Annotated in this window: 24 protein-coding genes and 1 tRNA gene; 15 read left to right on the forward strand and 10 right to left on the reverse strand. The window is 70.8% G+C overall.

Annotated elements, in window-relative coordinates:
- Positions 1-140 precede the first annotated feature (140 nt).
- Positions 141-1,007: a methyltransferase domain-containing protein gene (locus ABZ951_RS20800; protein WP_344091371.1), complete on the forward strand. Its 867-nt coding sequence runs from the start codon at positions 141-143 to the stop codon at positions 1,005-1,007.
- Positions 1,008-1,131: 124 nt separating this feature from the next.
- Here the strand turns inward: ABZ951_RS20800 and ABZ951_RS20805 are convergent, their stop codons facing one another.
- Positions 1,132-1,545: a YciI family protein gene (locus ABZ951_RS20805; RefSeq protein WP_344091373.1), complete on the reverse strand. Its 414-nt coding sequence runs from the start codon at positions 1,543-1,545 to the stop codon at positions 1,132-1,134.
- A gap of 218 nt (positions 1,546-1,763) precedes the next feature.
- Here ABZ951_RS20805 and ABZ951_RS20810 point away from each other — a divergent pair, with 218 nt between their 5' ends.
- The 3 genes from ABZ951_RS20810 (at position 1,764) to ABZ951_RS20820 (ending at position 4,010) form a co-directional block, all read left to right on the forward strand.
- Complete coding sequence (locus tag ABZ951_RS20810; protein WP_344091375.1) at positions 1,764-2,288, forward strand: hypothetical protein; 525 nt, start codon at positions 1,764-1,766, stop codon at positions 2,286-2,288.
- A gap of 301 nt (positions 2,289-2,589) precedes the next feature.
- Positions 2,590-3,807, forward strand: coding sequence for a cytochrome P450 (locus ABZ951_RS20815; RefSeq protein WP_344091451.1), 1,218 nt, complete (start codon positions 2,590-2,592; stop codon positions 3,805-3,807).
- 5 nt (positions 3,808-3,812) lie between these two features.
- Complete coding sequence (locus tag ABZ951_RS20820; protein ID WP_344091377.1) at positions 3,813-4,010, forward strand: ferredoxin; 198 nt, start codon at positions 3,813-3,815, stop codon at positions 4,008-4,010.
- 54 nt (positions 4,011-4,064) lie between these two features.
- Here ABZ951_RS20820 and ABZ951_RS20825 read toward each other — a convergent pair whose 3' ends face one another.
- Both ABZ951_RS20825 and ABZ951_RS20830 read right to left on the reverse strand, forming a co-directional pair.
- Positions 4,065-4,592, reverse strand: a complete 528-nt coding sequence (locus tag ABZ951_RS20825; protein WP_344091379.1) for a DUF4232 domain-containing protein — start codon at positions 4,590-4,592, stop codon at positions 4,065-4,067.
- A 180-nt stretch (positions 4,593-4,772) separates the two neighbouring features.
- The gene (locus tag ABZ951_RS20830; protein WP_344091381.1) at positions 4,773-6,149 is read right to left on the reverse strand and encodes a helix-turn-helix transcriptional regulator; all 1,377 of its coding nucleotides are present in this window, start codon (positions 6,147-6,149) and stop codon (positions 4,773-4,775) included.
- Between the two features lie 210 nt (positions 6,150-6,359).
- Between ABZ951_RS20830 and ABZ951_RS20835 the strand changes: the two genes are divergently transcribed.
- Positions 6,360-7,052, forward strand: a complete 693-nt coding sequence (locus ABZ951_RS20835; protein ID WP_344091383.1) for a DUF4232 domain-containing protein — start codon at positions 6,360-6,362, stop codon at positions 7,050-7,052.
- A 79-nt stretch (positions 7,053-7,131) separates the two neighbouring features.
- Here ABZ951_RS20835 and ABZ951_RS20840 read toward each other — a convergent pair.
- Positions 7,132-7,205 (reverse strand) — tRNA-Gly (locus tag ABZ951_RS20840).
- Positions 7,206-7,702: 497 nt separating this feature from the next.
- On the opposite strand from ABZ951_RS20840, the gene dcd reads away from it, so the two are divergent.
- Both dcd and ABZ951_RS20850 read left to right on the forward strand, forming a co-directional pair.
- Positions 7,703-8,278, forward strand: coding sequence for a dCTP deaminase (dcd, locus tag ABZ951_RS20845; RefSeq protein ID WP_344091385.1), 576 nt, complete (start codon positions 7,703-7,705; stop codon positions 8,276-8,278).
- A 23-nt stretch (positions 8,279-8,301) separates the two neighbouring features.
- The gene (locus ABZ951_RS20850) at positions 8,302-8,799 is read left to right on the forward strand and encodes a phosphoribosyltransferase (RefSeq protein ID WP_344091387.1); all 498 of its coding nucleotides are present in this window, start codon (positions 8,302-8,304) and stop codon (positions 8,797-8,799) included.
- Between the two features lie 70 nt (positions 8,800-8,869).
- Here the strand turns inward: ABZ951_RS20850 and ABZ951_RS20855 are convergent, their stop codons facing one another.
- From ABZ951_RS20855 to ABZ951_RS20865, 3 genes are all read right to left on the reverse strand, one after another.
- On the reverse strand, positions 8,870-9,880 hold the full coding sequence (locus ABZ951_RS20855; protein WP_344091453.1) for a Yip1 family protein: 1,011 nt from the start codon (positions 9,878-9,880) through the stop codon (positions 8,870-8,872).
- Between the two features lie 201 nt (positions 9,881-10,081).
- On the reverse strand, positions 10,082-10,558 hold the full coding sequence (locus ABZ951_RS20860) for a MarR family winged helix-turn-helix transcriptional regulator (RefSeq protein WP_344091389.1): 477 nt from the start codon (positions 10,556-10,558) through the stop codon (positions 10,082-10,084).
- A gap of 152 nt (positions 10,559-10,710) precedes the next feature.
- Complete coding sequence (locus ABZ951_RS20865) at positions 10,711-12,987, reverse strand: (Fe-S)-binding protein (RefSeq protein WP_344091391.1); 2,277 nt, start codon at positions 12,985-12,987, stop codon at positions 10,711-10,713.
- Positions 12,988-13,264: 277 nt separating this feature from the next.
- On the opposite strand from ABZ951_RS20865, the gene dnaK reads away from it, so the two are divergent.
- The 5 genes from dnaK to ABZ951_RS20890 all read left to right on the forward strand — a co-directional run bounded on the left by dnaK (position 13,265) and on the right by ABZ951_RS20890 (position 18,655).
- Positions 13,265-15,127: a molecular chaperone DnaK gene (dnaK, locus tag ABZ951_RS20870; protein WP_344091393.1), complete on the forward strand. Its 1,863-nt coding sequence runs from the start codon at positions 13,265-13,267 to the stop codon at positions 15,125-15,127.
- The gene (gene grpE, locus ABZ951_RS20875) at positions 15,124-15,780 is read left to right on the forward strand and encodes a nucleotide exchange factor GrpE (protein WP_344091395.1); all 657 of its coding nucleotides are present in this window, start codon (positions 15,124-15,126) and stop codon (positions 15,778-15,780) included. The genes dnaK and grpE overlap by 4 nt, the downstream gene beginning before the upstream one ends.
- Positions 15,781-15,837: 57 nt before the next feature.
- Positions 15,838-17,022: a molecular chaperone DnaJ gene (dnaJ, locus tag ABZ951_RS20880; RefSeq protein ID WP_344091397.1), complete on the forward strand. Its 1,185-nt coding sequence runs from the start codon at positions 15,838-15,840 to the stop codon at positions 17,020-17,022.
- Between the two features lies 1 nt (position 17,023).
- Complete coding sequence (locus tag ABZ951_RS20885; protein WP_344091399.1) at positions 17,024-17,491, forward strand: helix-turn-helix domain-containing protein; 468 nt, start codon at positions 17,024-17,026, stop codon at positions 17,489-17,491.
- 216 nt (positions 17,492-17,707) lie between these two features.
- On the forward strand, positions 17,708-18,655 hold the full coding sequence (locus ABZ951_RS20890; protein ID WP_344091401.1) for a hypothetical protein: 948 nt from the start codon (positions 17,708-17,710) through the stop codon (positions 18,653-18,655).
- A gap of 107 nt (positions 18,656-18,762) precedes the next feature.
- On the opposite strand, the gene ABZ951_RS20895 is transcribed toward ABZ951_RS20890, so the two are convergent.
- Both ABZ951_RS20895 and ABZ951_RS20900 read right to left on the reverse strand, forming a co-directional pair.
- Positions 18,763-19,137 carry a hypothetical protein gene (locus tag ABZ951_RS20895; protein WP_344091403.1) on the reverse strand — a complete coding sequence of 125 codons (375 nt, stop codon included), beginning with the start codon at positions 19,135-19,137 and terminating at the stop codon, positions 18,763-18,765.
- A gap of 95 nt (positions 19,138-19,232) precedes the next feature.
- Positions 19,233-19,637, reverse strand: coding sequence for a PPOX class F420-dependent oxidoreductase (locus ABZ951_RS20900; protein ID WP_344091405.1), 405 nt, complete (start codon positions 19,635-19,637; stop codon positions 19,233-19,235).
- A 235-nt stretch (positions 19,638-19,872) separates the two neighbouring features.
- Here ABZ951_RS20900 and clpB point away from each other — a divergent pair, with 235 nt between their 5' ends.
- Together clpB and ABZ951_RS20910 are read left to right on the forward strand one after the other, a co-directional pair.
- A complete protein-coding gene (gene clpB / locus ABZ951_RS20905; protein ID WP_344091407.1) occupies positions 19,873-22,509 on the forward strand; it encodes an ATP-dependent chaperone ClpB in 2,637 nt (878 codons plus the stop codon).
- Between the two features lie 98 nt (positions 22,510-22,607).
- Positions 22,608-23,138 (forward strand): YbjN domain-containing protein, encoded by a 531-nt coding sequence (locus ABZ951_RS20910; RefSeq protein WP_344091409.1) that lies wholly within the window; start codon positions 22,608-22,610, stop codon positions 23,136-23,138.
- 67 nt (positions 23,139-23,205) lie between these two features.
- On the opposite strand, the gene ABZ951_RS20915 is transcribed toward ABZ951_RS20910, so the two are convergent.
- Positions 23,206-24,417: a hypothetical protein gene (locus ABZ951_RS20915; protein ID WP_344091411.1), complete on the reverse strand. Its 1,212-nt coding sequence runs from the start codon at positions 24,415-24,417 to the stop codon at positions 23,206-23,208.
- A 429-nt stretch (positions 24,418-24,846) separates the two neighbouring features.
- Between ABZ951_RS20915 and ABZ951_RS20920 the strand changes: the two genes are divergently transcribed.
- Positions 24,847-26,016, forward strand: coding sequence for an aminotransferase class I/II-fold pyridoxal phosphate-dependent enzyme (locus tag ABZ951_RS20920; RefSeq protein WP_344091413.1), 1,170 nt, complete (start codon positions 24,847-24,849; stop codon positions 26,014-26,016).
- Positions 26,017-26,323: the final 307 nt, after the last annotated feature.

The following is a 26,323-nucleotide window of genomic DNA, read 5'->3' on the forward strand; positions in this document are numbered from 1 at the left end:
GACCGCGGGGCTCCTGGAGGCTTCACCCCGGCGGGCGCTTGATCGCCCGCCGTGAACCTCCGTACGGGCAGCCCTCGACAGCCCCTTCCCGGCCTCCGGGAAGGGGCTGTCGGGCAGCCGATCCCTGGAAGGAGCACAGCGTGCCGCAGGAATCCGCCCCGGAATTGATGGTCACCGCCGACCAGGTGGGGGACTGGTACGACACGTTCGGCGACATCTACCACCAGACCCTCGGCGAGAGCGTGCACTGCGGTCTGTGGTTCCCGCCGGACGAACCCCACCCCACGAGTCTGGACCTGGTCGACCTCTCGTCACAGGCCCAGGACCGCTACACCGACTTCCTCGTCGAGACCCTGAACCCCCGGGCCGACGCGCACGTCCTGGACATCGGCTGCGGCACCGGGCGCTCGGCGTTACGCCTGACCCGGCAGCGCGGCGCCAAGGTCACCGGCGTCTCCGTCAGCAAGGAACAGATCGAGCGCGCCAACCGGCTCGCCGCCGACAACGGCCTCAGCGAGCGGCTCACCTTCGAGTACGCCGACGCCATGCAACTGCCCTATGCGGACGGCACCTTCGACAGCGCCTGGGCGGTCGAGAGCCTGTGTCACATGGACCGGGCCAAGGCGCTCGCGGAGGCGTGGCGGGTCCTGCGCCCCGGCGGTGACCTCCTGGTCCTGGAGTCGGTCCTGACGGGCGAGCTGACCGAGGAGGACGTCGCCGTCTTCGAGGGGATGCTGGCCAGCAACCTCCCGCCCCGGCTGCCGGACTTCTTCGCGCTCGTCGGCGAGGCGGGCTTCGAGACCCTGGAGCTGAAGGACCTGTCGGCGAACCTGGCGATGACCATGAACGTGATGGCCCTCGTCTGCCACGACCGGCGCGAGGAGTTCACCGAGCGGTTCGGCGCCGAGTTCATGGACGGCGTGATCAACGGCCTGCCGAAGGCGCGGGAGGTTGTCGCCCGCAAGACCCGCTTCTTCATGCTGCTCCTGCGCAAGCCGCTCGCCTGAACCGGCCCCGGCCCCCGGGCGGTGACCGCCCGGGGGCCGGGCGGCCCGGCCGGGGCGTGCCGTACGGACCGGCCCGGGGCCGCGACGCCCGGCACGGCGCCTCGCCGCCGGAAACGGAAACGCCCTATCCCGCGTCCGGGCCCGAGTCCACCGGCCGGATGACGACCGGGTGGTCGGGAGAGCCGTCGGGCACGGGACACCGGGCGACGCGTGCGGCGATCTCGGTGACCCGTTCCAGGTCGGCGCACTCCAGCAGCCAGTAGCCGGCGAGCACCTCCTCCGTCTCGCCGTACGGAGCGTCCGTGATCACCGGCTGCCCGTCCTCGCCCAGGTTCACGAAGCGGGTCCGCGCGGGCTCGACCAGGCCCTGCCCGTCGACGAGCTCACCGGACGCGGTGAGGTCCTTGTTGATCTCCCCCATGTACGCGAACATCGCCTGCAGCTCCTCCTCGCTCCAGGCCGGGCTGCCCGCGGACGCCGAGCCGCCCATGGCGGCGTAGTCGGCCTGTGAGCCCAGCACCATCACCAGATACTTCATGACGTCGCTCCCTCGGATCCGCCGTCACCCCCTCGTGGGGCGACCCTTCCCAGGGGACGCCGAACGGGCGGCCCCGCTCCCGTCACCTCGCGGAATCCCCCCGGAAACCACTCTCCGGGGCTACGCGTGCGCCACGCCCCGCCACCTTGGCGCCACATGGCGCCAAGGTGGTGCCATTAATGCTTGCAATGGCGCCACGACGATGCCATGATGACGATATGGACCTCACCCCCTACGTCGACCACCTCCGGAACGAACTCGCGGTCGCCGCGGACGCGGGGGGAGCCGAAGCCCGGGCCCTGGCCGAGCGGCTCACCGCTCCCCTGGAGTCGGCCGCCCGCCTCACCCTGCTCAACGCCCTGTCCGCCGCCATGGGCGAGGTCACCCGCGATCTGGCGCCGGGCTCGGTCGACGTACGGCTGCGCGGCCTCGACCCCGAGTTCGTGGTGACACCGCCGCCGGGTGAGGTGTTCACGGAGGCCGCGGAGCGGGTGAGCGACCCGGCGCCCGGCCGGCAGCCCGTCCCCGCCGAGGGGGAGGAGGGCGGCACCGCGCGGATCAACTTCCGGCTCCCTGCCCACCTGAAGACCCGGGTCGAAGAGGCCGCCGGCCAGGAGGGCCTCTCGGTCAACGCCTGGCTGGTCCGGGCCGTCGCCGCCGCCCTGGAGCCCGGCGAGCCCGTCCGGCCCTCCGGCCGCGTCCGCTACGCGGGCTCGCAAGGGTTCACCGGCTGGGTCCGCTAGCCGGGAGCCGCAGCACCACCCGTCTCTTTCGCACCACGCTTCCCACCAGCGCAAACACTTCACAGAGCCATGAGGACGGGACAGCCATGCCTTCTTTCGACACCGCCGGAGTCAGCCACCGCGCCTGACCGACCGTCTCCGCCACCACCGCGGCGGAGGTCACAGCGGAGCACAGAGAGCGGAGTGTCATGTCCATGCCCATATGCGCATCCAAGGCCCCGGCGTCGGCACGAGCGCCACCGCGCGCCGCGCCACCCACCGAGCACACCCGACCCAACCCGACCCCGTACCGGAGGACACCGTGCAGCACGATGCGTCCACGCACCCGCCCGTGACGTTACCGACCGACCGCCCCGCGGGTTGCCCCTTCGACCCGCCCGCCGAACTGGCCGCGCTGCGCGAGCAGCAGCCGCTCACCCGCATGCGCTACCCCGACGGACACCTGGGCTGGCTGGCCACCGGCCACGCCACGGCCCGCGCCGTGTTCGCCGACCCCCGCTTCAGCTCCCGCTACGAGCTCATGCACTCCCCCTTCCCCCTCCCCGGCACGGAGGGCATGGAGATCCCCCCGGCGACGGTCGGCGACCTCACCGGCATCGACGCCCCCGAGCACACCCGCTACCGGAGGCTGCTCACCGGCAAGTTCACGGTCCGCCGGATGCGCGCGCTGACCGCCCGCGTCGAGGAGATCACCACCGAACACCTCGACGCCATGGAGCGCTGGGGGCCCACGGCCGACCTGGTCCGGGCCTTCGCCCACCCCGTCCCGGCCCTGATGATCTGCGAACTCCTCGGCGTGCCCGACGCCGACCGCACGACGTTCACGGCGCGCGCCGCGGCGCTGAGCGACCCCGCGTCGACCGTGGACGAACAGATCGCCGCCCTGACCGGGGTCGGTGAGCTCATCCAGGAACTGGTCCCGGCCAAACGGGCCCACCCCACCGACGACCTGCTCAGCGACCTGACCACCACCGACCTCACCGACGAGGAACTCGCCGGCATCGGCGGCTTCCTCCTCGCCGCGGGCCTCGACACCACGGCGAACATGATCGCCCTCGGCACCTTCGCCCTGCTGACCCACCCCGAACAGGCCGCCGCCCTGCGCGCCGACCCCGCCCTCGCCGACCAGGCCGTCGAGGAACTCCTGCGCTACCTGACCATCGGCCACACCGGGGTCCGCGCGGCACGGGAGGACGTCGAGCTCGACGGACAGCTGATCAGGGCCGGCGAGTCCGTCACCGTCTCCATCCAGGCCGCCAACCGCGACCCGGCCCGCTTCGACGCCCCCGACACCCTCGACCTGACCCGCAAGGCCACCGGCCACCTGTCGTTCGGCCACGGCATCCACCAGTGCCTGGGCCAGCAGCTCGCCCGCGTCGAGATGCGGGTGGCCCTCCCGGCCCTCTTCACCCGCTTCCCGACCCTGCGCCTGGCGGTCCCGCCGGAGGAGGTACCGCTGCGCACCGGCCTGAGCATCTACGGGGTGCACCGGCTCCCCGTCACCTGGGACGCGGAGTAGCGCGCATGGACATCACCATCGACCGCGAACGCTGCGTGGGAGCGGGCATGTGCGCCCTGACGGCCCCGGAGGTGTACGACCAGGACGAAGAGGAAGGCCTGGCCGTCGTCCTGACCACCGCCCTCCCACCGCACCAGGCGGGGAAGGCCCGCTTGGCGGCGGCACTCTGCCCGGCGGGCGCCATCACGGTGCACGACACCTGACCGCCCGCCGCAGTGCCCCGGGCCACCGGCCCGGGGCACTGCGGCTCACCCACGTCACCACATCAGGGCGTCGGAGACCTCCGTCTGCCAGTAGGTGACGGCCGCGCTGTCGTCGATCCACGTGTCCTTCGGCAGAGCGATCGAGTCGGGCCCGCCCTCCGAGCCGTCACCGCTGTCCAGGAACGCGTGCAGGGTGCGGACGTAACGCCCGTTCTCCCCGGAGCCGTCGGCGGACGACAGCCGGATGCCCGCGTAGGCGGACTCGCCCGGCTTCAGCGTCACGACCGCCTGCGGAGCGGACTCCTCGATCGCCTGGGCGCCGACGTACGTGTCGTCGTCGAAGCCCAGGAGCGGGGCCTTGAGGACGGCGCAGGACTCGGAGCCGGTGTTGGTGACGGTCAGCAACTGGTGGTTGATCGGGCGGCTGACGTTCTGCACCGTGAAGTCGGCGGACGAGGTGGAGCAGAGCGCCCGGACCGGGCCACCGTCCGCCTGCGGGGCGGCCTGGGCGGGACCGGCCGCCGCTGCCAGGACAGCGGCGCCGGACAGGGCGGCGGAGGCGATGAGACGTGCGAAGCGCATGAAAGCTCCTGATGGTTCGTCAGTGACGGGTGATGGCCCGGTGTTTCCCGAGGCATCACCAGCCTGCGGCGCCACCCGTCCCCGCAACAAGGCCCGCCCGCCCTTCGGGGACGGTGGAACGGCCGCACCCGTCTGACCTGCGCAAATGCCAGGCTGTGGAACGCTCCGGTGGAACGCGGTTCAGTCCTTGGGCTCCGGCCCCCACCGCGGAGCCCCCGGCGGCTGCTGGTACGAGGGCCTGCCCGCCGAACCGCTGGTGCGGAAGGGCCGGCCCTGGTCGTCGATCCGCAGGGTCCCGCGCCGGCCGCCGCTGGACCACTGCAGTTCCAGGTGCCACCGCACGTCGCGCTGCCGGACGTCGGCCTTGACGTAGAAGACCTCGGGGTCGGCGCGGCTCACCTTGTACGGGAAGTCGCGCTGGCCGGCCACCGGGGTGAGGGCGGGAGCCCCGGCGTCCAGGTCGACGCCGAAGGCCCGCGTCGCCACATCGCCGCCGCAGCCGACGCCCGTGGCGTACGCGTTCCAGGTGAGCGGCGCGCTCGCGCTGTCCACCCGGACGTTGAGCCCTTCGAGCACAACCGTGTCCTTGTCGGCACCCTGCAAAGTGATCTTGATGAACTGGTGGTCGGCGGTGACGGCGCCGAGCTCCGACACCCAGGCGGGCGCGTCCTGCTCGATGGGGGGCTTGGGCATCTCGCCGGGGGCACGGTTGACCAGGAACCGCTGGGAGCAAGGGCTTTCATAGGCATAGGGCCGGGTGTGCGCGATCAGCGGCGCGTCGCCCCCCTCGGCGCCTGCCTTGCCCTCGCGCTTGCCGTCACCACTGTCCTGCTTGCCGGACGTCAGGGGCGACGCGGTGCCGCCCGGCCCCGCGGACGCGGTGGGCTCGTCGCGTTCCTGTCCCTTCCCCTCCTGCGAAGCGGAGGAGGACGGCGTGCCGGACGGGTGCCGGCCGGGCTTCCCGGGGGCGGCCGCCTCGGGCCTGTCCGGAGAGGACGCCGCGGCGGACCGCTTCGTCCCGTCGTCGTCGGCACCGCTGTTGACGAGGCCGACGGCGAGCGCGGCCGAGCCCATCACGCAGACGACGGCCAGGGCGGCCAGCACGGCTTTCCGCGGCCGCCGTTCCCGCTGCGGGCGGCCGGCCGGCTTCGCGCCGGCGGAAGGGAGAGAAAGCGGAGGGGAAGGAAGGGGCGCGGCGACGGGCGCCGGCGCCTTGCCCTCTGCCTCCTCAGACTCCTCGGCCTCAGCCTCCTCCGCCGGCGCGGCAGCACCGCTCCGCGGGGCGTCGGCCGGCTCCCCGTCGGCCTGCGCCTTACGGCCGCGCGTCGCGTCCGCGATGATCCACAGCCGGTGGACCTGCATCAGCTCTTCCGGAGTGGCCTTGCACAGCCGGGCCAGCCGCTCCACGGGAGCGAACTCCGCCGGCACGGTGGACCCGCTGCAATACCGGTGCAGAGTCGACGTGCTGACGTGCAGTCGCTTGGCCAGCACCCCATAACTCAGGCCCGACCGCTCCTTGAGCGCCCGCAGCATGTCCGCGAGATCGCTTGCCTCCACGTCACTCACTCCTCCGTCCCATGTCCCCGTTCCAGGGAACATCCCTTCCCCCAGGTCAGAGCTGGTGCGAGCGTTCCGGCATCCCGAAGTGGCCAGTTGTGCTGGCGCCCGGGACGCGGCGTCGCACAAGCTTTCGTCATCCAAGCACGCCGCTCCCGGATCCGGTCGAGCGGCGCTCCGCCGCCGTCCCCGCGAAGAAAGAGATCCCCCATGCGCGCCTCCACCCGCCGGCTCCGTCTGCTCGCCGCCGCCTCCGTCGCGTTCGCCGCGCTCGCCCTGACGGCGTGCGACAACGGAGAGGGCACCCGCCAGGAGGGTGCCGCCTCGGAGGCCGAGCAGCCCTCGGAGCCGATGGACGAGGGCAAGCCGGCCCAGCCGGCCCCGAAGCCGGACCGCTCGACGGGCGCCACGGCCCCCGGGGAGAAGGGGACGAGCGGCAAGGGCGCGGGCCGGGGTTCGGCCCCGGCCGCGGACGACGACCCGAACGCCCCGGCGAAGCGCGTGCCCTGCACGGCCGCCAACAGCAAGATCACCGCCGCGCCGGTCCCCCGCCCGCTCAACCACATGCTGCTCACGATCACCAACACGGGCTCGAAGATGTGCGATCTGCCGGGCTACCCGATCGTCAAGTTTGAGGGCGCCCAGTCCGTCCCGCCGGTCATGGAGCAGAGCAAGCCGCAGGCGGTCGTCTCGCTCGCCCCGGGCAAGAAGGGCTACGCGGGCGTGATCCTGTCCGCGGGCGACGGCAGCGGCGGCGAGGGCCGCACGGTCCGGAGCCTGGAGATCGGCTTCCAGGGCAGCGACAGGATGGCACCGGCGACCCTCCAGGCCAAGGACGTCTACATCGACGCCTCACTGCGCGTCACGTACTGGCTCCCCACGCCCGCGGACGCACTCACCTGACCGACGCCGCGGGGAGCCCGGCCCGGGCCGAGGAGAGGACAACAAAAAAGCCCCGGGCCATCGGCCTGGGACTTCGATATGGAGCGGGTGACGAGAATCGAACTCGCGCTCTGAGCTTGGGAAGCTCATGTTCTACCATTAAACTACACCCGCGAGGACGCCCGTTTCAGGGTGTCGCATCGTCGCACACTCTACCCCATCGAAGGTCTCCGGCGCACGTGCCCCGGGGGCCTTCTTGTCGTGGGAGGGGTCGTTGGGGCGGGTGGGGATGCGGCCGTGGGGGCGGGGAGTTGGGGCGTACCGTGGGGGGCGGATGTCGGCGGACCGGGTTCCGGGGTGCCGCCTTCGAGCCACTCCCATTCATCCCCTAATGTGGCTTTTGTCTTCACGCACCTGGGGAAAGGGAGCTCTATGGAGCGCACCGTCGTTCGTTGTGCCGAAGGGCACGTGTTCAGCACCGCTTCGTTCCCGATGCAGAATCTCGGCCCCGGGCGGATCGGTCCCGGGCGGCTCCTCCGCTGTCCGCGCTGTGCCCGGCTGAGGCATTCGGTGCCGGTCACGGGCGGTATGCAGAAGCGATGAGGGGCGCGCGGGCCCGGTCCGGGCGGACCGGGCCCGCGTTGTCCGTCTTCTCCGCGTATCCTCGACCCGTGCTTCTCTCAGACAAGGACATCCGGACCGAGATCGACGCCGGCCGCGTGCGCATCGACCCGTTCGACGAATCGATGGTGCAGCCCTCGAGCATCGATGTGCGGCTGGACCGCTACTTCCGGGTGTTCGAGAACCACCGGTACCCGCACATCGACCCCGCGGTCGAGCAGGCGGACCTCACCCGTGAGGTGGTGCCGGAGGGTGACGAGGCGTTCATCCTGCACCCCGGTGAGTTCGTGCTCGCCTCGACGTACGAGGTCATCACGCTCCCCGACGACGTGGCCTCCCGTCTGGAGGGCAAGTCCAGCCTCGGCCGGCTCGGCCTGCTGACGCACTCGACGGCCGGTTTCATCGACCCGGGCTTCTCCGGGCACGTGACGCTGGAGCTGTCGAACATGGCCACGCTCCCGATCAAGCTGTGGCCGGGGATGAAGATCGGGCAGCTGTGCATGTTCCGGCTGACCTCGCCCGTCGAGCATCCCTACGGGTCCGCCAAGCACGGCTCCCGCTACCAGGGCCAGCGCGGGCCGACGGCCTCGCGCTCCTTCCAGAACTTCCACCGTACGCAGGTCTGAGCAGAACAAGGCGAAGAGCAACAGTGAGTGACATCCGCGAGAACCTGACCTACCCGATCTTCGGGCAGGCCATCCGTGAGCTGGCGCAGACCATCGCGGACGACGGCTACGAGCCGGACATCATCCTCTCCATCGCGCGCGGCGGCGTCTTCGTCGCGGGCGGCCTGGCGTACGCGCTGGACTGCAAGAACATCCACCTGGTGAACGTCGAGTTCTACACCGGTGTGGGCGCCACCCTGGAAATGCCGGTCATGCTCGCCCCGGTCCCCAACGCGATCGACTTCTCCAACAAGAAGGTCCTCATCGCGGACGACGTCGCCGACACCGGCAAGACGCTGAAGCTGGTGCACGACTTCTGCCTCGACCACGTCGCCGAGGTCCGCAGCGCCGTGATCTACGAGAAGGCGCAGTCGCTGGTGAAGTGCGAGTACGTGTGGAAGCGCACGGACGAGTGGATCAACTTCCCGTGGAGCGTCGAGCCGCCGGTGGTCCGCCGCGAGGGCCAGGTCCTCGACGCGTAAGCGCCCGGACGCACGAAGAGGGCCCCCGCTGCCGCACGGCAGCGGGGGCCCTCTTCGAACATCCGACGCCTTACAGCGTGCCCAGCTTGATGATCGACAGCAGTGCGACCAGCTGGATCGCCGACGCCGCCAGCGCCCGCGGCCACGGCAGGTCGTGCGACTTGCTCACCATGGACGTGAACAGCGCGCCCGCCACCAGCCACGTCGCCCAGCCCAGGATCTGGACGAGCGTGCTGTCGCCGCCGAGGAACATCGCGAAGAGCAGCCGCGGCGCGTCCGTGAGCGACATGATCAGCATGGAGAGGCCGACCGTCGGCTGCCAGAGGCCGTCACCGCCGAGCTGACGGGCCAGCGTGTGCGTGACCGCGCCGAGGATCAGACCGGAGATCACCACGACGACACCGGTGATCAGCACCTCGGGGATGCTGTTGGCGAACGTGGAGTTCAGCACGTCCTCGCGGGCCTTGTCGAAGCCGAACACCGCGAGCAGGCCGTAGACGAACGTGACGATCAGCGCCGGCACCCACACCGCGTGGTCGCGCATCTGCCAGAAGGTGGCCGACGGGCGCAGCACGATGCCCGTCAGCAGCTCCTTCCACGGCAGGCGCGGGCCGACCGGCGGGGGAGGCTGCTGGCCCGCGCGATAGGTGTCCGCGGTGTTGTACGAGCCGTCGCCCTGCGGGTCGTACGGGTACGGGGCCGGCCCGCCGCCGTACCCGTCCGGGGCGTCGCCGAGGCTGAACTGCTGGGTGTGGCCCGGATTGTCGGCCGTCCGGCCGTAGTACGGGTCCTGGGGGCCCGGCCCCTGCGGCCCGCCGCCGTACGGGCCGGGGCCCGCGTGGCCCCGGCCGCCGTACTGGCCGCCGTCCTGTCCGGGGCCGTGGCCGTACCGGCCGTACTGGTCGGGCCCCGGCCGGCCGCCGCCGTCACCGCTGCCTCCGCCGAAGTACTCCGGCTCGTCGTACGCCGACGGCTGCTGCCACTGCCGGGCATCGCCCTGGCCGCCGTACGGGGCCTGGTACTGCTGCCCCGGGCGCTGTCCTTGCTGCGCGGGGTCGTGAGAGTCCCGTCCGCGTCCCATCCTGAATCCAGCCACGCCTCGAACGTACCCGCTTCCGAAGAGTGCCGAGCCGGGCCCGGGAGAACGGGCCCGCCTTTGCGGCCGAGCTGTGACATCCCCTAGGGGAAACGTCGGGGGTTTGGCGGAGCCGCCCGGCACCGGGCGCCCCACGCCATTTGATCATGGAGGGGGAAGGGGCTCCGCCCGGGCCCGGCGTAGCTGCTACGCCCGCGCGGCCTTCGCCTCGACGTTGCGGATCATGCGCTGGAGTACGGACAGCGCGATCACGTACTCCTCGTCCGGTATGCCCTCGTGGATCTCGGCCCGCAGCTCGGTGACGAGCTCCTTGATACGGCCCCGCGCCTCCCGGCCGGTGTCGGTGAGGAGGAGCCGTCCGGCGGCGTCCGCGGTGAGCCAGCCGCGGGCGAGGAGGCCGTCGGCGGCGCGCCCGACCATCTCTTCGCCGTTGTCGACGAAGGCGCCCAGCCGCCCCCGGAGCTCGTCGCGGGTCAGGCCCTCGGCGGAGCCGCTGACCTGGTTGATCACCCACCAGTGCGGCTGGGTGATGTCCAGCCGTGCCATGGCGCTCTGGATGTGCTGGAGGACCGCCTTACTTGCCGCCGTGGCCCAGTAGCCGATGGGCTGGCTGGGCACGGGGGCGCTGTCGGGGTCCGCGGGGGCGGTCTGCGTCGTCGTCATGAGAAGAACGCTAGGAGCTCAACCGCGCTTGAGGTCAACGGTTCCCGGCCCGGGTGACCGACACCACTGATGGGACGTCAGGTCTGGAGGCGCCGGTACGCCGACGGCCGGCCCCCGAAGGGCACCGGCCGTCGTGGAGTGTTCGAAGCGGGCTACTTCACCGGCTCAGGCTCCGGGGCGTCCGCCGGCTCGCCGTCGCCCGCGGGCTCGGCCGGGGTCTTCACCGATTCCAGGAGCAGCTGGGAGACGTCCACCACCTGGATGGACTCCTTGGCCTTGCCGTCGTTCTTCTTGCCGTTGACCGAGTCGGTCAGCATGACGAGGCAGAACGGGCAGGCGGTGGAGACGATGTCCGGGTTGAGGGACAGGGCCTCGTCGACGCGCTCGTTGTTGATGCGCTTGCCGATCCGCTCCTCCATCCACATGCGCGCTCCGCCGGCGCCGCAGCAGAAGCCGCGCTCCTTGTGGCGGTGCATCTCCTCGTTGCGCAGGCCCGGCACCTTCGCGATGATCTCGCGCGGCGGTGTGTAGACCTTGTTGTGCCGGCCCAGGTAGCAGGGGTCGTGGTAGGTGATCAGACCCTCGACCGGAGTGACCGGGACCAGCTTGCCCTCGTCGATGAGGTGCTGGAGCAACTGGGTGTGGTGGATGACCTCGTAGTCGCCGCCGAGTTGCGGGTACTCGTTGGCGATGGTGTTGAAGCAGTGCGGGCAGGTCGCGACGATCTTCTTCTTCGACTTCTCGACCTTGACGGCGGGCTCGCCGTCCTCGCCATCGCTCTCGCCGAAGGCCATGTTCAGCATCTCGACGTTCTGCTGGCCGAGCTGCTGGAAGAGGAACTCGTTGCCCAGGCGGCGGGCCGAGTCACCGGTGCACGCCTCGTCGCCGCCCATGATCGCGAACTTCACGCCCGCGATGTGCAGCAGCTCCGCGAAGGCCTTCGTGGTCTTCTTGGCGCGGTCCTCCAGGGCGCCGGCGCAGCCGACCCAGTAGAGGTAGTCGACCTCGGTGAGGTCCTCGATGTCCTTGCCGACGACCGGGATCTCGAAGTCGACCTCCTTCGTCCAGGCCAGTCGCTGCTTCTTGGCCAGGCCCCAGGGGTTGCCCTTCTTCTCCAGGTTCTTGAGCATCGTGCCCGCCTCGGACGGGAAGGAGCTCTCGATCATCACCTGGTAGCGGCGCATGTCGACGATGTGGTCGACGTGCTCGATGTCGACCGGGCACTGCTCGACACAGGCGCCGCAGGTGGTGCACGACCACAGGACGTCCGGGTCGATGACGCCGTTCTCCTCCAGCGTGCCGATCAGCGGCCGCTCGGCCTCGGCGAGGGCCGCCGCCGGGACGTCCTTCAGCTGCTCCGCGGTGGCCTGCTCCGTGCCCTCGGCGTCCTTGCCGCCGCCCGCGAGCAGGTAGGGCGCCTTGGCGTGCGCGTGGTCGCGCAGCGCCATGATCAGGAGCTTGGGGGAGAGCGGCTTGCCGGTGTTCCAGGCGGGGCACTGCGACTGGCAGCGGCCGCACTCGGTGCAGGTGGAGAAGTCGAGCAGGCCCTTCCAGGAGAACTCCTCGACCTTGGAGACGCCGAAGACGTCGTCCTCGCCCGGGTCCTCGAAGTCGATCGGCTTGCCGCCGCTCGCCATCGGCAGCAGCGCGCCGAGGGCGACGTCGCCGCTCGCCTCACGCTTGAACCAGATGTTCGGGAAGGCCAGGAAGCGGTGCCAGGCCACGCCCATGTCCGTCTTCAGCGCGACCGTGATCATCCAGATGAACGACGTCGCGATCTTCAGACCCGCGAAGAAGTAGGTGAGGTTCTGGAGCGTGGAGACGTCCATCCCCTCCAGCCACGAGACGACCGGGTACGAGATGAAGAACGAGGACTCGTAGCCGTCCACGTGGTGCTGGGCGCCTTCGAGGGCGTGCAGCATGAAGATGCAGACGCCGACGACGAGGATGACGGTCTCGACAAAATACGCCTGGCCGGTGTTCGAGCCGGCGAAGCGGGACTTGCGGCCCGGCTTGCCCGGCCGGTTCAGCTGCCGGATGACGATGAGCGTCAGGATGCCGAGCACGGTCATCGTGCCGAGGAACTCGACGAAGACGTTGTACGGGGCCCACTCGCCGATGACCGGCAGCATCCAGTCGGCCTTGAAGAGCTGGCCGATGGCGTTGACGATCGTCAGCAGCAGCGAGAAGAAGCCCACCGCGACGAACCAGTGCGCCACACCGACGACGCCCCAGCGGTTCATCCTCGTGTGGCCGAGGAACTCCTTGGCGACGGTGAGGGTGCGCTGCGCGGGGTCGCCCGTTCGGGAACCGGCGGGCACGGGCTGACCGAGCCGCATGAAGCGGTAGATCTGCCAAATGGCTCGGCCGAACAGCGCGACGCCGACCGCGATGAGGACCAGCGACACGATGATCGCGGCGAGTTGCATGGATGGGCTCCTCGAACCTGCGAGAGCGGGATTACTAATGGGTAACTTATCCAGTCCGTACGAGACTACTCACTCGCGCACCCGCGTTATAGGCGCACCGCCGGTGATCTGTGTCGCTCAGGCAACCCTTCGCACCACCCTTCGCACCCGCGCCGCCGTCCCGCGTGACGGTAGGACTGACATAAAAGTTGAGTGTGCCCCACTCAGGTCCGTTGACAGCCGCCGATCCTTGTTGCACCCTTGAGTCTGTTCCACTCAAGTCAGCTGGAGGAATGACATGGCACGTGCGGTCGGCATCGACCTGGGTACGACGAACTCCGTCGTCAGTGTTCTCGAAGGCGGTGAGCCCACCGTCATCACCAACGCCGAGGGCGCCAGGACCACGCCGTCCGTCGTCGCCTTCGCGAAGAACGGTGAGGTGCTGGTCGGCGAGGTCGCCAAGCGCCAGGCCGTCACCAACGTCGACAGGACCATCCGGTCGGTCAAGCGCCACATGGGCACCGACTGGAAGATCAACATCGACGGCAAGGACTTCAACCCGCAGCAGATGAGCGCCTTCATCCTGCAGAAGCTGAAGCGCGACGCCGAGGCTTACCTGGGTGAGAAGGTCGTCGACGCGGTCATCACCGTCCCGGCGTACTTCAACGACTCCGAGCGTCAGGCGACGAAGGAGGCCGGTGAGATCGCCGGTCTGAACGTCCTGCGTATTGTCAACGAGCCGACCGCCGCCGCCCTGGCCTACGGCCTCGACAAGGACGACCAGACCATTCTCGTCTTCGACCTCGGTGGCGGCACCTTCGACGTCTCGCTGCTCGAGATCGGCGACGGCGTCGTCGAGGTGAAGGCCACCAACGGTGACAACCACCTCGGTGGCGACGACTGGGACCAGCGCGTCGTCGACTACCTGGTCAAGCAGTTCCAGAACGGTCACGGCGTCGACCTGTCCAAGGACAAGATGGCCCTCCAGCGCCTCCGCGAGGCCGCTGAGAAGGCGAAGATCGAGCTGTCCTCGTCCACCGAGACCTCGATCAACCTGCCCTACATCACGGCGTCCGCCGAGGGCCCGCTGCACCTGGACGAGAAGCTCACCCGCGCCCAGTTCCAGCAGCTGACCGCGGACCTCCTGGAGCGCTGCAAGACCCCCTTCCACAACGTCATCAAGGACGCGGGTATCAACCTGTCCGAGATCGACCACGTGGTCCTGGTCGGCGGCTCCACCCGCATGCCCGCCGTCGCCGAGCTCGTCAAGGAGATGACCGGCGGCAAGGAGGCCAACAAGGGCGTCAACCCGGACGAGGTCGTCGCCATCGGCGCCTCGCTCCAGGCCGGTGTCCTCAAGGGCGAGGTCAAGGACGTCCTGCTGCTCGACGTCACCCCGCTGTCCCTCGGTATCGAGACCAAGGGCGGCATCATGACCAAGCTGATCGAGCGCAACACCACGATCCCGACCAAGCGCTCCGAGATCTTCACGACGGCCGAGGACAACCAGCCGTCCGTCCAGATCCAGGTCTACCAGGGCGAGCGCGAGATCGCCGCGTACAACAAGAAGCTCGGCATGTTCGAGCTGACCGGCCTGCCGCCGGCCCCGCGTGGCGTCCCGCAGATCGAGGTCTCCTTCGACATCGACGCCAACGGAATCATGCACGTGACCGCGAAGGACCTCGGCACGGGCAAGGAGCAGAAGATGACCGTCACCGGCGGCTCCTCGCTCGCCAAGGACGAGGTCGACCGCATGCGCCAGGAGGCCGAGCAGTACGCGGAGGAGGACCACCGCCGCCGCGAGGCCGCCGAGTCCCGCAACCAGGGCGAGCAGCTCGTCTACCAGACGGAGAAGTTCCTCAAGGACAACGAGGAGAAGGTCCCGGCCGACGTCAAGACCGAGGTCGAGACCGCCGTCACCGAGCTGAAGGAAAAGCTCAAGGGCGAGGACACCGCCGAGATCCGCACCGCGACCGAGAAGCTCGGCGCCGTCAGCCAGAAGCTCGGCCAGGCCATGTACGCCGACGCCCAGGCCGCCCAGGGTGCCGCCGGCGCCGAGGGCGCCGAGGGTGCCGCCGGCGCGGGTCAGCCCAAGGCCGACGACGACGTCGTCGACGCCGAGATCGTCGACGACGAGAAGCCCAAGGGCGGTGCGGCGTGACCGAGGAGACCCCGGGTTTCGACGAGAAGCCTGAAGTCCCCTCGGACGCCACCCCCGAAGACGCGGCGCAGGGCGCCGGGTCCGCCGACCAGGCGGGCCCGGCCCCGGCGGCCGCACCCTCCGGGGAAGAACTGGTCGAGGTGGGGCTCCAGGCGCAGCTGGACCAGGCCCAGTCGGCGCTCACCGAGCGCACGGCGGACCTCCAGCGGCTCCAGGCCGAATACCAGAACTACCGCCGCCGGGTCGAGCGGGACCGGGTCACGGTCAAGGAGATCGCCGTCGCGAACCTCCTGTCCGAGCTCCTGCCCACGCTCGACGACATCGGCCGCGCCCGCGAGCACGGCGAGCTGTCCGGCGGCTTCAAGTCCGTCGCCGAGTCCCTGGAGACGGTCGTCGCCAAGATGGGGCTGCAGCAGTTCGGCAAGGAGGGCGAGCCCTTCGACCCGCTGGTGCACGAGGCCCTGATGCACTCCTACGCGCCGGACGTCACCGAGACCACGTGCGTGCAGATTCTGCAGCCGGGGTATCGGATCGGCGAGCGCACGATCCGCCCCGCGCGGGTCGCCGTCGCCGAGCCGCAGCCCGGCGCCCAGAAGGGCGACGACGAGGGCGACGAGCCGTCCGAGGAGAGCGGTGGCCCGGACAAGGGCTGACGCAGTGACGATCGACCGCAGGAAACGGAAGAGCGAACGGAAGGAGGGACGTCGGCGATGAGTACCAAGGACTTCGTGGAGAAGGACTACTACAAGGTCCTCGGCGTCCCCAAGGACGCCACCGAGGCCGAGATCAAGAAGGCGTACCGGAAGCTCGCCCGCGAGTACCACCCGGACGCCAACAAGGGCGACGCCAAGGCCGAGGAGCGCTTCAAGGAGATCTCCGAGGCGAACGACGTCCTGGCCGACCCCAAGCGCCGCAAGGAGTACGACGAGGCACGCGCCCTGTTCGGCAACGGCGGCTTCCGCCCCGGGCCGGGCGGGGCCGCCGGCGGCTCCTTCAACTTCGACCTGGGCGACCTCTTCGGAGGCGCCCAGGGCGGAGCGGGAACCGGCGGTGCCGGCGGCTTCGGCGGCGGTCTCGGCGACGTCTTCGGCGGCCTGTTCAACCGCGGCGGCGCCGGGGCCCGCACCCAGCCGCGCCGCGGCCAGGACATCGAGTCCGAGGTGTCGCTCAGCTTCACCGAGGCGGTCGACGGGGCCACGGTCCCGCTGCGCATGTCCTCCTCCGCCGCCTGCAAGACGTGCTCCGGCACGGGTGACAAAAACGGTACGCCTCGGGTCTGCCCGACCTGCGTCGGCACCGGCCAGGTCTCGCACGGCTCCGGCGGCGGCTTCTCGCTGACGGACCCCTGCCCCGACTGCCGGGGCCGCGGGCTCATCCCCGAGAACCCCTGCGACGTCTGCAAGGGCAGCGGCCGGGCCACCTCTTCCCGCACCATGCAGGTCCGGATCCCCGCCGGCGTCTTCGACGGCCAGCGGATCCGCCTGCGCGGCAAGGGAGCCCCCGGCGAGCGCGGCGGGCCCCACGGCGATCTGTACGTCGTGGTGCACGTCGGCGCCCACCCGGTCTTCGGGCGCAAGGACGACAACCTCACCGTCACCGTGCCGGTCTCCTTCCCGGAGGCCGCCCTCGGCGGCGAGGTCAAGGTCCCGACCCTGGGCGGCCCGCCGGTCACCCTCAAGCTGCCCGCCGGTACGCCCAACGGGCGCACCATGCGCGCCCGTGGCAAGGGCGCGGTCCGCAAGGACGGCACCCGCGGAGACCTTTTGGTCACCGTCGAGGTCGTGGTACCCAAGAAGCTCGACGACAAGGCGCGGGAGGCCCTCGAGTCCTTCCGCGAGGCGACGGCGGGCGAGGACCCCAGGGCCGAGCTCTTCCAGGCCGCGAAGGGAGCATGAGATGGACGGCCGACGACGGCGTTTCGAACCGGCCCAGCCCTATCAGCTGACCGACGAGTCGCCGGTCTACGTCATCTCCGTCGCGGCCCAGCTGTCGGGCCTCCACCCGCAGACGCTGCGCCAGTACGACCGCCTCGGCCTGGTCTCCCCCGACCGCACGGCCGGGCGCGGCCGGCGCTACTCGGCCCGCGACATCGAGCTGCTCCGCCAGGTGCAGCAGCTGAGCCAGGACGAGGGCATCAACCTCGCCGGCATCAAGCGCATCATCGAGCTGGAGAACCAGGTGGCCGCCCTCAAGGCGCGCGTCGCCGAGCTCCAGGGCGCCGTCGAGGGAGCCGCCTCGGCCATGCAGCAGCGCGAGGCGGCGGTCCACGCCTCGTACCGCCGCGACCTGGTCCCGTACACGGACGTCCAGCAGACCAGCGCCCTGGTGGTGTGGCGCCCCAGACGCCCCGACCAGGAACGCTGATCTTCTTGCCGCGCCGTGAAGGCCCGCCACCCACCCGGGTGGCGGGCCTTCATGCGGTGGGGGTAGCGGTAGCTTCGCGACACCCAATTCGCCCATAACGCCCGCCCTTCCGTCCCGAACCTACCCCTCCGCTTGTTATCCACAGGGGTGGCAACCGGGTGTTGGTGCGGGGAGTCTGGGTGGGTGGATAGGGAAGGCGCGGTGGTGTTGCGGGGGTTGGCCCGTGCTCAGGGGGGTGTCGTTCTGGCCGCCCAGGTGCCGGGCGCTCTCGGCTGGAGTCGGCGGAAGGCGCACCGGCACTTCACGCAGGGCGGGTGGACGCTGCTCTGGAAGGGCGTCTGGCTGGAGCCGGGCCGAGCCGTGGACGGGCAAGCCCTCGTGTGGGCCCACCAGTTGGCCGGCCCTCAGTTGGTGGTGAGCCACTGGGCGGCGGCCGCGGTGCACGGCGTTGAGGTGCTGAGCGAGCGTGTCGACTTCACCTGCCCCCGTAAAGGCCGTGCCGACGTCAAAGGCGGCGGTGTGCTGCATCGGCTGCCGCTGGGGGATCGGGAGGTCACGACGGTGGGAGGGCTCCGGGTTACCGCCGTGCCGCGGACGATGGCGGATCTTCTCCGGGCCGGGCCGCGGGAGGAGGCGTTGGTCGCTGTCGAGTCGGCCGTGAGCTGGCGGCCCGTTCGGGGGGTGGGTGCGCGGGGGCGGCGGGGGCCGCTCACGACCCTGGCCGAGGTCGCACACGCCTTGCGCGCCGCGCCGCCGATGCGGGGTGCGAAGACGGCCGCGGCGTGGCTCGCCATGGCGGACGCCCGTTCCGGGTCCCCCGCGGAAACGGTGGCCCGGCTGCGGATGAACGACGCCGGTCTCTACCCGGAGTGCCAGGTGCTGATGGTCACGCCCACCGGGCGCCGCGCGTACCCGGACTTCTACTTCCGGGCCCAAGGGCTCGTCGTGGAGGTGGAAGGCTACGCGTGGCACGGCACCAGGGCGCAGCACCAGCGGGACACCGCCCGCTTCAACGACCTGTCCGCCTGCCCGGAGGTCCGCCGCATCTTGCGTTTCACGGCGGCGGACGTCTTTCACCGGCCGGGTTTGGTGGTGCGGGATGTCGGTGACGCTCTGGCTCTGCTCGATGCGGGTCGCGGGGGAGTGGGTGGTAGATGCAATTAGGTTGGGAGGTCGACGGCCGGGCTGGGGAAGGGCGAATGTGGCCGTCACCCGGGCCGAGGGGCGCAAGGCGCGTCGGTCGGCCGGCGGGTGGCGGCGCGGGGGCCCGCCTACGTCAGGCGGAGGCGGGCTTCCATCTCGTGTTCGCCCGGCACCGTGCCCAGACCCTCCACCGTGAAGGCCGCCGCGAGCTCCTGCTTGACCTTGCGCACCGGGTCGGCGGCGCCGAAGAGATCGACGTCCACGGGCCCGGACAGGGTGCCGGGCGTCGCCGTCGACGGGGTGTGGCCGGTGCGGGCATCGACGACCATGGTCCACACCACCGGGTGCTCCGAACCGGCGCGGGCGGCTTCCACGTCGCTGCGGGACGGCTCGGCCACCTCGGGGAAGGCGGTCTCCAGGGCGCGGAAGACCGCCCCCGCGTCCTGGTGACCACAGCCGGTCAGATGAACGCTGACGTGATCCGCACTCTCCGGGCCGCTCATGTGCTGGTACTCCTTGCCGTCGCGCGGGGTCTCTCTGTCGACCGTACGAGTACCCGGACTTCCCGGCATCAGTACAAGGGCCAACCGGGCTGCGGTCAGACCAGGCCCAGCGCCTTGGTGACGGTGATCTCGACGAGCACGCGGTCGGGGTTGGGGGCGGGCATGCGGCCGTAGCGCTCGGCGTAGCGGTTGACGGCGTCGGCGACGGCGTCCGCGTCGGTGCGGACGACGGCGATGCCTTCGAGGGTGGCCCACTTGCGGGTGCCGACCTGGCAGACGGCGACGCGGGCACCGTCCGGGCCGGCGGCCTGGATGTTGGCGACCTTGCGGCTGGTCTTGTTGGTGATGACGCGCGCGATCCGGGCTTCGTGGTCGAAGGTGACGCCGACGGGCACCAGGTGCGGACTGCCGTCCGGACGCTGCGTGGTGAGCGTGCAGATGTGGCGCTCGCGCCAGAAGTCGAGGTAGGCGGGGGAGAGGTCGCGGAGGTCGTGGGCCATGCGGGCAGCGTAGTTCGTGGGCCTCGGCCTTCAGGGGCCCCGGGGCCGAAAAGCCGGCGAACCTGCATCACCCGGGCCGGGCGTGGAACCCAGGTACCGGAGCGGGTGCTTTTCGAGGGGCTCGCTGGCAGAAACAAGGTTGAGTGGAATAGGCTCAACTTATCGCACGTTTCCTCAGGCAGGGATCGACGAGGCGGGGATCGAACGCCACCAGCACAAGGAGGAGCCCACAGCCGTGGATGCCGAGCTGACCAACAAGAGCCGTGAGGCGCTCAGCGGCGCCAGCGAGAGGGCCGTGTCGGCCGGGCACGTCGACATGACGCCCGCGCACCTGCTGCTGTCGCTGCTGGCCGGACAGGACAACGAGAACATCCTGGACCTGCTGGCGGCCGTCGAGGCCGACGCCGCCGCTCTGCGGTCCGGGGCCGAGCGGCAGCTGGCCGCGCAGCCCAGCGCGCAGGGGTCCACCGTGGCACCGCCGCAGGCGAGCCGCGAGCTGCTGGCCGTCATCGCGGACGCCTCCCAGCGCGCCCGCGAGCTGGGCGACACCTACATTTCCACCGAGCACCTGCTCATCGGCCTCGCCGCCAAGGGCGGGCAGACCGGCGCGCTGCTGGAGCAGCAGGGAGCGTCCGCGAAGAAGCTGCTGGACGCGTTCGAGACCGCGAGGGGCGGGCAGCGAGTGACGACTCCCGATCCGGAGGGCACGTACAAGGCGCTGGAGAAGTTCGGCACGGACTTCACCGCCGCGGCCCGCGAGGGCAAGCTCGACCCGGTCATCGGCCGGGACGCGGAGATCCGGCGCGTGGTGCAGGTCCTCTCGCGCCGGACGAAGAACAACCCGGTGCTCATCGGTGAGCCCGGCGTCGGCAAGACCGCCGTCGTGGAGGGCCTCGCGCAGCGGATAGTGAAGGGCGACGTGCCCGAGTCGCTGCGCAACAAGCGGCTCGTCTCGCTCGACCTCGGCGCGATGGTCGCGGGTGCGAAGTACCGCGGCGAGTTCGAGGAGCGGCTCAAGACCGTCCTGGCGGAGATCAAGGCCAGTGACGGCCAGATCATCACGTTCATCGACGAGCTGCACACCGTCGTGGGCGCGGGCGCCGGCGGCGACTCCGCCATGGACGCGGGCAACATGCTCAAGCCCATGCTGGCCCGCGGCGAGCTGCGCATGGTCGGCGCGACGACGCTCGACGAGTACCGGGAGCGGATCGAGAAGGACCCCGCCCTGGAGCGCCGCTTCCAGCAGGTGCTGGTCGCCGAGCCGTCCGTCGAGGATTCCATCGCCATTCTGCGCGGGCTGAAGGGGCGCTACGAGGCGCACCACAAGGTGCAGATCGCCGACTCGGCGCTGGTCGCCGCGGCCACGCTCTCCGACCGGTACATCACCTCCCGCTTCCTGCCCGACAAGGCCATCGACCTGGTCGACGAGGCCGCGTCCCGGCTGCGGATGGAGATCGACTCCTCGCCCGTGGAGATCGACGAGCTCCAGCGCGCGGTCGACCGGCTGAAGATGGAGGAGCTGGCGCTCTCCAAGGAGTCCGACGAGGGCAGCAAGCAGCGCCTGGAGAAGCTCCGCCGCGACCTCGCCGACAAGGAGGAGGAGCTGCGCGGCCTGACCGCCCGCTGGGAGAAGGAGAAGCAGTCCCTCAACCGGGTGGGTGAGCTCAAGGAGCGCCTGGACGAGCTGCGCGGACAGGCCGAGCGCGCCCAGCGCGACGGCGACTTCGACACCGCGTCCAAGCTGCTGTACGGGGAGATCCCGGGCCTGGAGCGGGAGTTGGAGGAGGCCGCGAAGGCCGAGGCCGAGCAGGAGGCGGTGGCCGCCCGCGACCTCATGGTCAAGGAGGAGGTCGGCCCGGACGACATCGCCGACGTCGTCGCCGCCTGGACGGGCATCCCGGCGGGCCGCCTGCTGGAGGGCGAGACGCAGAAACTGCTGCGCATGGAGGACGAGCTCGGCAAGCGGCTCATCGGGCAGGCCGAGGCGGTGCGGGCCGTGTCCGACGCGGTGCGCCGCTCGCGCGCCGGGATCGCCGACCCCGACCGGCCGACCGGCTCGTTCCTCTTCCTCGGCCCGACCGGTGTCGGCAAGACCGAGCTGGCCAAGGCGCTCGCCGACTTCCTCTTCGACGACGAGCGGGCCATGGTCCGCATCGACATGAGCGAGTACGGCGAGAAGCACTCCGTCGCCCGCCTCGTCGGCGCCCCGCCCGGCTACGTCGGCTACGAGGAGGGCGGCCAGCTCACCGAGGCGGTGCGCAGGCGCCCGTACTCCGTCGTCCTGCTGGACGAGGTGGAGAAGGCCCACCACGAAGTCTTCGACGTCCTGCTCCAGGTCCTCGACGACGGGCGGCTCACCGACGGACAGGGCCGGACGGTCGACTTCCGGAACACCCTTCTGATCCTGACCTCCAATCTCGGATCCACCTATCTGATGGATCCGCTGCTCAAGGAGGACCAGAAGAAGGAGAAGGTCCTGGAGACCGTACGGGCCTCCTTCCGGCCGGAGTTCCTGAACCGCCTCGACGACCTGGTGGTCTTCCACCCGCTGGGCGTGGACCAGCTGGAGCGGATCGCCCGCATCCAGATCGGCCACCTCCAGCGCCGGCTCGCCGACCGCAGGCTCACTCTCGACGTCTCCGACGCCGCCCTACGCTGGCTGGCGGGCCTCGGCCACGACCCCGCCGCGGCCGACGGGGCCGCGCCGGACCTCGCGTACGGGGCCCGGCCGCTGCGCCGCCTGGTGCAGACGGCCATCGGCGATCAGCTCGCCCGGGCCATCCTGGGCGGGGAGATCCACGACGGGGACACGGTCCGCGTCGGGGTCGCCGCGGAGGGCGACGGCCTGACCGTGGAGCCGGTGCGCGGATAGCCGTCCCCCGGGCGGGCAGGACATCCGGCGGGCGGGGGTTGCCAGCCCCCGCCCGGCATGGGGGAGGATGGCACCAACCGTACGAAGGGAAATTCACGGTGAGCATCGACCCGTCCTCGATTCCGAATTTCGGGGGCCAGCCCGAACCGCAGGAGACGGGCCCGGCCGGCCCCGTCATCCCCGACCAGGACCTGGTCAAGCAGCTCCTCGAGCAGATGGAGCTGAAGTACGTCGTGGACGACGAGGGTGACCTCGCCGCACCGTGGGAGCAGTTCCGTACGTACTTCATGTTCCGCGGTGAGGAGGAGCAGCAGGTCTTCTCCGTCCGCACGTTCTACGACCGTCCCCACGGCATCGAGGAGAAGGCACAGCTCCTCGAGGCCATCGACGACTGGAACCGCCGCACCCTGTGGCCGAAGGTCTACACCCACACCAATGACGACGGCACCGTCCGCCTCATCGGTGAGGCCCAGATGCTGATCGGCGTCGGCGTCTCCCTGGAGCACTTCGTCTCCAGCACGGTCAGCTGGGTGCGCGCCTCGATCGAGTTCGACAAGTGGCTCGTCGAGCAGCTCGGCCTGGAGGCCGACGCCGAGCCCGGCGAGGACAAGCCGGACGAGGACGCCTGAGCGGACACCCGCCCCACCTGGGAACGCGCCCTCACCCGGGCACGCGCCCTCACATGGGCATGCGCCCTCACATGGGCATGCGGGCGATCGTCAGCAGATACGTCCCGTAGCAGAACGAGAGCCCGGCCAGCGCGCCGACCGTCACGACGACGGTGCGCGGCCGGGCTTTCGCCATGGCCAGGGCCGCCGGGAGCAGCAGCGGGAAGGCCGGCAGCAGGAAGCGCGGCTTGGACGCGAAGTAGCTGGAGCCGCCGATGGCGATGACGACCAGCACCAGCGTGTACACGAACAGCACCGCGGGCGGCCGGTCCAGGACGAGGAACAGCAGCGCGACGAGGGTGACGCCGAGGATCGCCATGACCGCGTAGTACGCCATGGCGTCGTGCCCGGTGATCAAGTGGCGCATGAACCCGACCGCGTTCACCCCGAAGTCGAAGCGCGAGCCCCACAGGCGCTGCACCTCGAAGTAGCCCAGCGGCCCGCCGCCGGAGCGGTAACCGGCCCAGATGACGTATCCGAACCAGCCCAGCGGCGCGAGCGCGATGCCCGCCCAGGCGCGCCAGTCCCTGCGGGCCGATCCGTCCTGGCACAGGGTGACGGCGCCGGCGACGCAGACGGCGGCGGCCACCGCGATGGCGTTGGGCCGGGAGAGCCCGGCCAGCAGGGCGAGCGCCCCGGCCCACACGCGGCGGCCGGTGAGGGCCGCGTACAGCGCCCAGGCGGCGAGCGCGGTCATCAGCGACTCGGTGTACGCCATGGACTGCACGATCGCGTGGGGCAGCAGACCCCACAGCACCACCAGCATCGTGCCCACCCTGCGCCCGTGCACCTGCTCGCCGACGGCGTAGATGCCCCAGGCCGCCGCCCCGGCCGCGGCCCAGGCGACGAGGAGACCGGCGGTGACGGCGGTGAGCGGCAGGACGGTCATGACGGCCCGGACCAGCCCGGGGTAGAGCGGGAAGAACGCCAGGTCGTTGAAGATCACGCCGCGGGTGGTGAGGGAGGGGAGGCTGAGCCCGTAGCCGTTCTTGGCGATGCCGGTGTACCAGATGCCGTCCCAGTTGTGGCCGAGCAGCGTTCGCGGGTGGCGGCCGATCCACCAGGCCCAGCAGGCCATGACGGCCATGCCGGTGAGCCGGGCGGCCGCGTAGCAGGCGAGGGCGGGGAGGGCGCGGCGCAGCGCGTCGCGCAGCCGGTCGAGGCGGCGGGCGCGGGCACCGTCCGCCGTCGGGCGCGGCTCCGGGGCCTCCTGCACGGGCACGGCGGTGTCGGCTGACACGGGGCACCTCCGGTGGCGTGGCCCGGCGGCAGGCCGCTGACGGGCGGTGCCGGTCGTGGCACGGGTACGGACGGGGGGTGGCGGGCTCGCGTACCGACGTGTTCGGCGTACCGGCGGGCTCGGCATACCGACCATGCGGCTCACGCCTCGCGCGCGCGACCCGGAACGCCCAGAAGCGGTGCGCCTTCCACTCGCTCGGGGGCATTACGGAGTGTCGGCCGGGCACGGAGGCCGCGGGTGTGCTTAGGGGCCGACGGGGCCCGCCGCGGCCCTGTCGCCCGTGCGGGGGGCCTGACATCGTGGGACTCGATCATGGTCCGCAGGGCACGACGGCTCGATCCACCTACTCGATCTAACTGCTCGATCCACCTACCTGATACACCGACTCGGTTCACCTACTCGATTGACCTATGGGGAAAGCGGGATCGCATGAACACGGACTGGAACCCGGCGGCGCGGGTGCGCGGCATGGGCACGTCGATCTTCACGGAGATGACCGAGCTGGCCCGGGCCACCGGGGCGGTCAACCTCGGCCAGGGCGTGCCGGAGCTGGACGCCCCGGCCGGGCTGCTGCGGGAGGCGGCGGAGGCGGTCCTCGCCGGCCGCAACCAGTACCCGCCCGCCACCGGCTTCCCGGCGCTGCGCGAGGCGGTCGCGGCGCACCAGGCCCGGCGCTACGGGCTGGAGTACCGCCCGCAGGACGAGGTGCTGGTGACCACGGGGGCCACCGAGGCGCTCGCGGCGACCCTGCTGGCCCTGTGCGACCCCGGTGACGAGGTCATCGCCTTCGACCCCTGCTACGACGCCTACGCGGCGGACGCCCGGCTGGCCGGCGCCCGCCTCGTGCCCGTACCGCTGGAGCCGGACGGGGACACCTTCGCGCTGGACGCGGACGCGCTGCGCGCCGCCGTCACCCCGCGCTCGCGGGTGCTCCTGCTGAACACCCCGCACAACCCGACGGGAAAGGTCTTCACCGCGGCCGAGCTGGCCGCCGTCGCCGAGGTGTGCCGCGAGCACGGCCTGACGGCGGTGACGGACGAGGTGTACGAGCACCTCGTCTACGACGGCGGGCAGCACCGCACGCTCGCCGCGCTGCCGGGGATGCGCGAGCGCACGCTGACCGTGTCCTCCGCCGGCAAGACCTTCAACGTCACGGGCTGGAAGATCGGCTGGGTCTGCGGGCCGGCCCCGCTGGTGGCGGCGGTCGCGGCGGCGAAGCAGTTCCTCACCTACGCGTCCGGCACGCCCTACCAGGAGGCGCTCGCGCGGACCCTGGGCGGCGTGGAGGCGTGGGCGACGGAGCTACGGCGTACGTTGCAGCGCAATCGCGACCTGCTGAGCGAGGGGCTCACGCGCGCGGGGCTGCGCCCCTATCGCGCTGAGGCGGGCTATTTTGTGCAGGCCGATGTCCGCGCATGGGGGTACTCGGACGGCGTGCGATTCTGCCGCGAACTCCCCCTGCGCGCCGGGGTGGTGGCCATTCCCACATCCGCCTTCTGTCTGCGCCCCGGTGCGCCGTCGACTCTCGTGCGTTTCTCGTTCTGTAAGCGTGAAGAATCCGTGCTCATGGCGGTGGAGAAGCTGGTGAAGGCTGGTTGATCAGCGGATTCGTGGTCGGTCACAGGTAACTCGCATATGCGTCCGGCGGATTCTTTCGGAGCCCGCCGGTCACATTGGTTCTGAACAGTTGAACTGCTCGGCCCCCGCGTGGATGGAAAGCACGATGAGATGGGTAAAAACGCTGTGAGCGCGGCCCCATTCATGATTCCCTCTCATTCAGAGACACGTTCAGAGACGACTCCTAGAGACGACGCCTCGCGGAATCCTCGGAATCACTGTCCTCGGACACCCACGGACATCATCTGTGGGCATGAGCCGGCGCACTCGAAGACTCTGGTCCTCCACG

It is taken from the genome of Streptomyces sp. NPDC046215 (assembly GCF_040646215.1).
Lineage (GTDB): Bacteria > Actinomycetota > Actinomycetes > Streptomycetales > Streptomycetaceae > Streptomyces > Streptomyces stramineus.

What these genes read in the sequence shown, in the direction of transcription:
- ABZ951_RS20855 (WP_344091453.1), bottom strand. Translation starts at nt 9,880, where the DNA reads ATGGGACGCGGACGGGACTCTCACGACCCCGCGCAGCAAGGACAGCGC.
- ABZ951_RS20835 (WP_344091383.1), top strand. Translation starts at nt 6,360, where the DNA reads ATGCGCGCCTCCACCCGCCGGCTCCGTCTGCTCGCCGCCGCCTCCGTC.
- ABZ951_RS20865 (WP_344091391.1), bottom strand. Translation starts at nt 12,987, where the DNA reads ATGCAACTCGCCGCGATCATCGTGTCGCTGGTCCTCATCGCGGTCGGC.
- ABZ951_RS20820 (WP_344091377.1), top strand. Translation starts at nt 3,813, where the DNA reads ATGGACATCACCATCGACCGCGAACGCTGCGTGGGAGCGGGCATGTGC.
- ABZ951_RS20810 (WP_344091375.1), top strand. Translation starts at nt 1,764, where the DNA reads ATGGACCTCACCCCCTACGTCGACCACCTCCGGAACGAACTCGCGGTC.
- ABZ951_RS20825 (WP_344091379.1), bottom strand. Translation starts at nt 4,592, where the DNA reads ATGCGCTTCGCACGTCTCATCGCCTCCGCCGCCCTGTCCGGCGCCGCT.
- ABZ951_RS20920 (WP_344091413.1), top strand. Translation starts at nt 24,847, where the DNA reads ATGAACACGGACTGGAACCCGGCGGCGCGGGTGCGCGGCATGGGCACG.
- dnaJ (WP_344091397.1), top strand. Translation starts at nt 15,838, where the DNA reads ATGAGTACCAAGGACTTCGTGGAGAAGGACTACTACAAGGTCCTCGGC.
- dnaK (WP_344091393.1), top strand. Translation starts at nt 13,265, where the DNA reads ATGGCACGTGCGGTCGGCATCGACCTGGGTACGACGAACTCCGTCGTC.
- ABZ951_RS20895 (WP_344091403.1), bottom strand. Translation starts at nt 19,137, where the DNA reads ATGAGCGGCCCGGAGAGTGCGGATCACGTCAGCGTTCATCTGACCGGC.
- ABZ951_RS20900 (WP_344091405.1), bottom strand. Translation starts at nt 19,637, where the DNA reads ATGGCCCACGACCTCCGCGACCTCTCCCCCGCCTACCTCGACTTCTGG.
- ABZ951_RS20805 (WP_344091373.1), bottom strand. Translation starts at nt 1,545, where the DNA reads ATGAAGTATCTGGTGATGGTGCTGGGCTCACAGGCCGACTACGCCGCC.
- ABZ951_RS20885 (WP_344091399.1), top strand. Translation starts at nt 17,024, where the DNA reads ATGGACGGCCGACGACGGCGTTTCGAACCGGCCCAGCCCTATCAGCTG.
- ABZ951_RS20860 (WP_344091389.1), bottom strand. Translation starts at nt 10,558, where the DNA reads ATGACGACGACGCAGACCGCCCCCGCGGACCCCGACAGCGCCCCCGTG.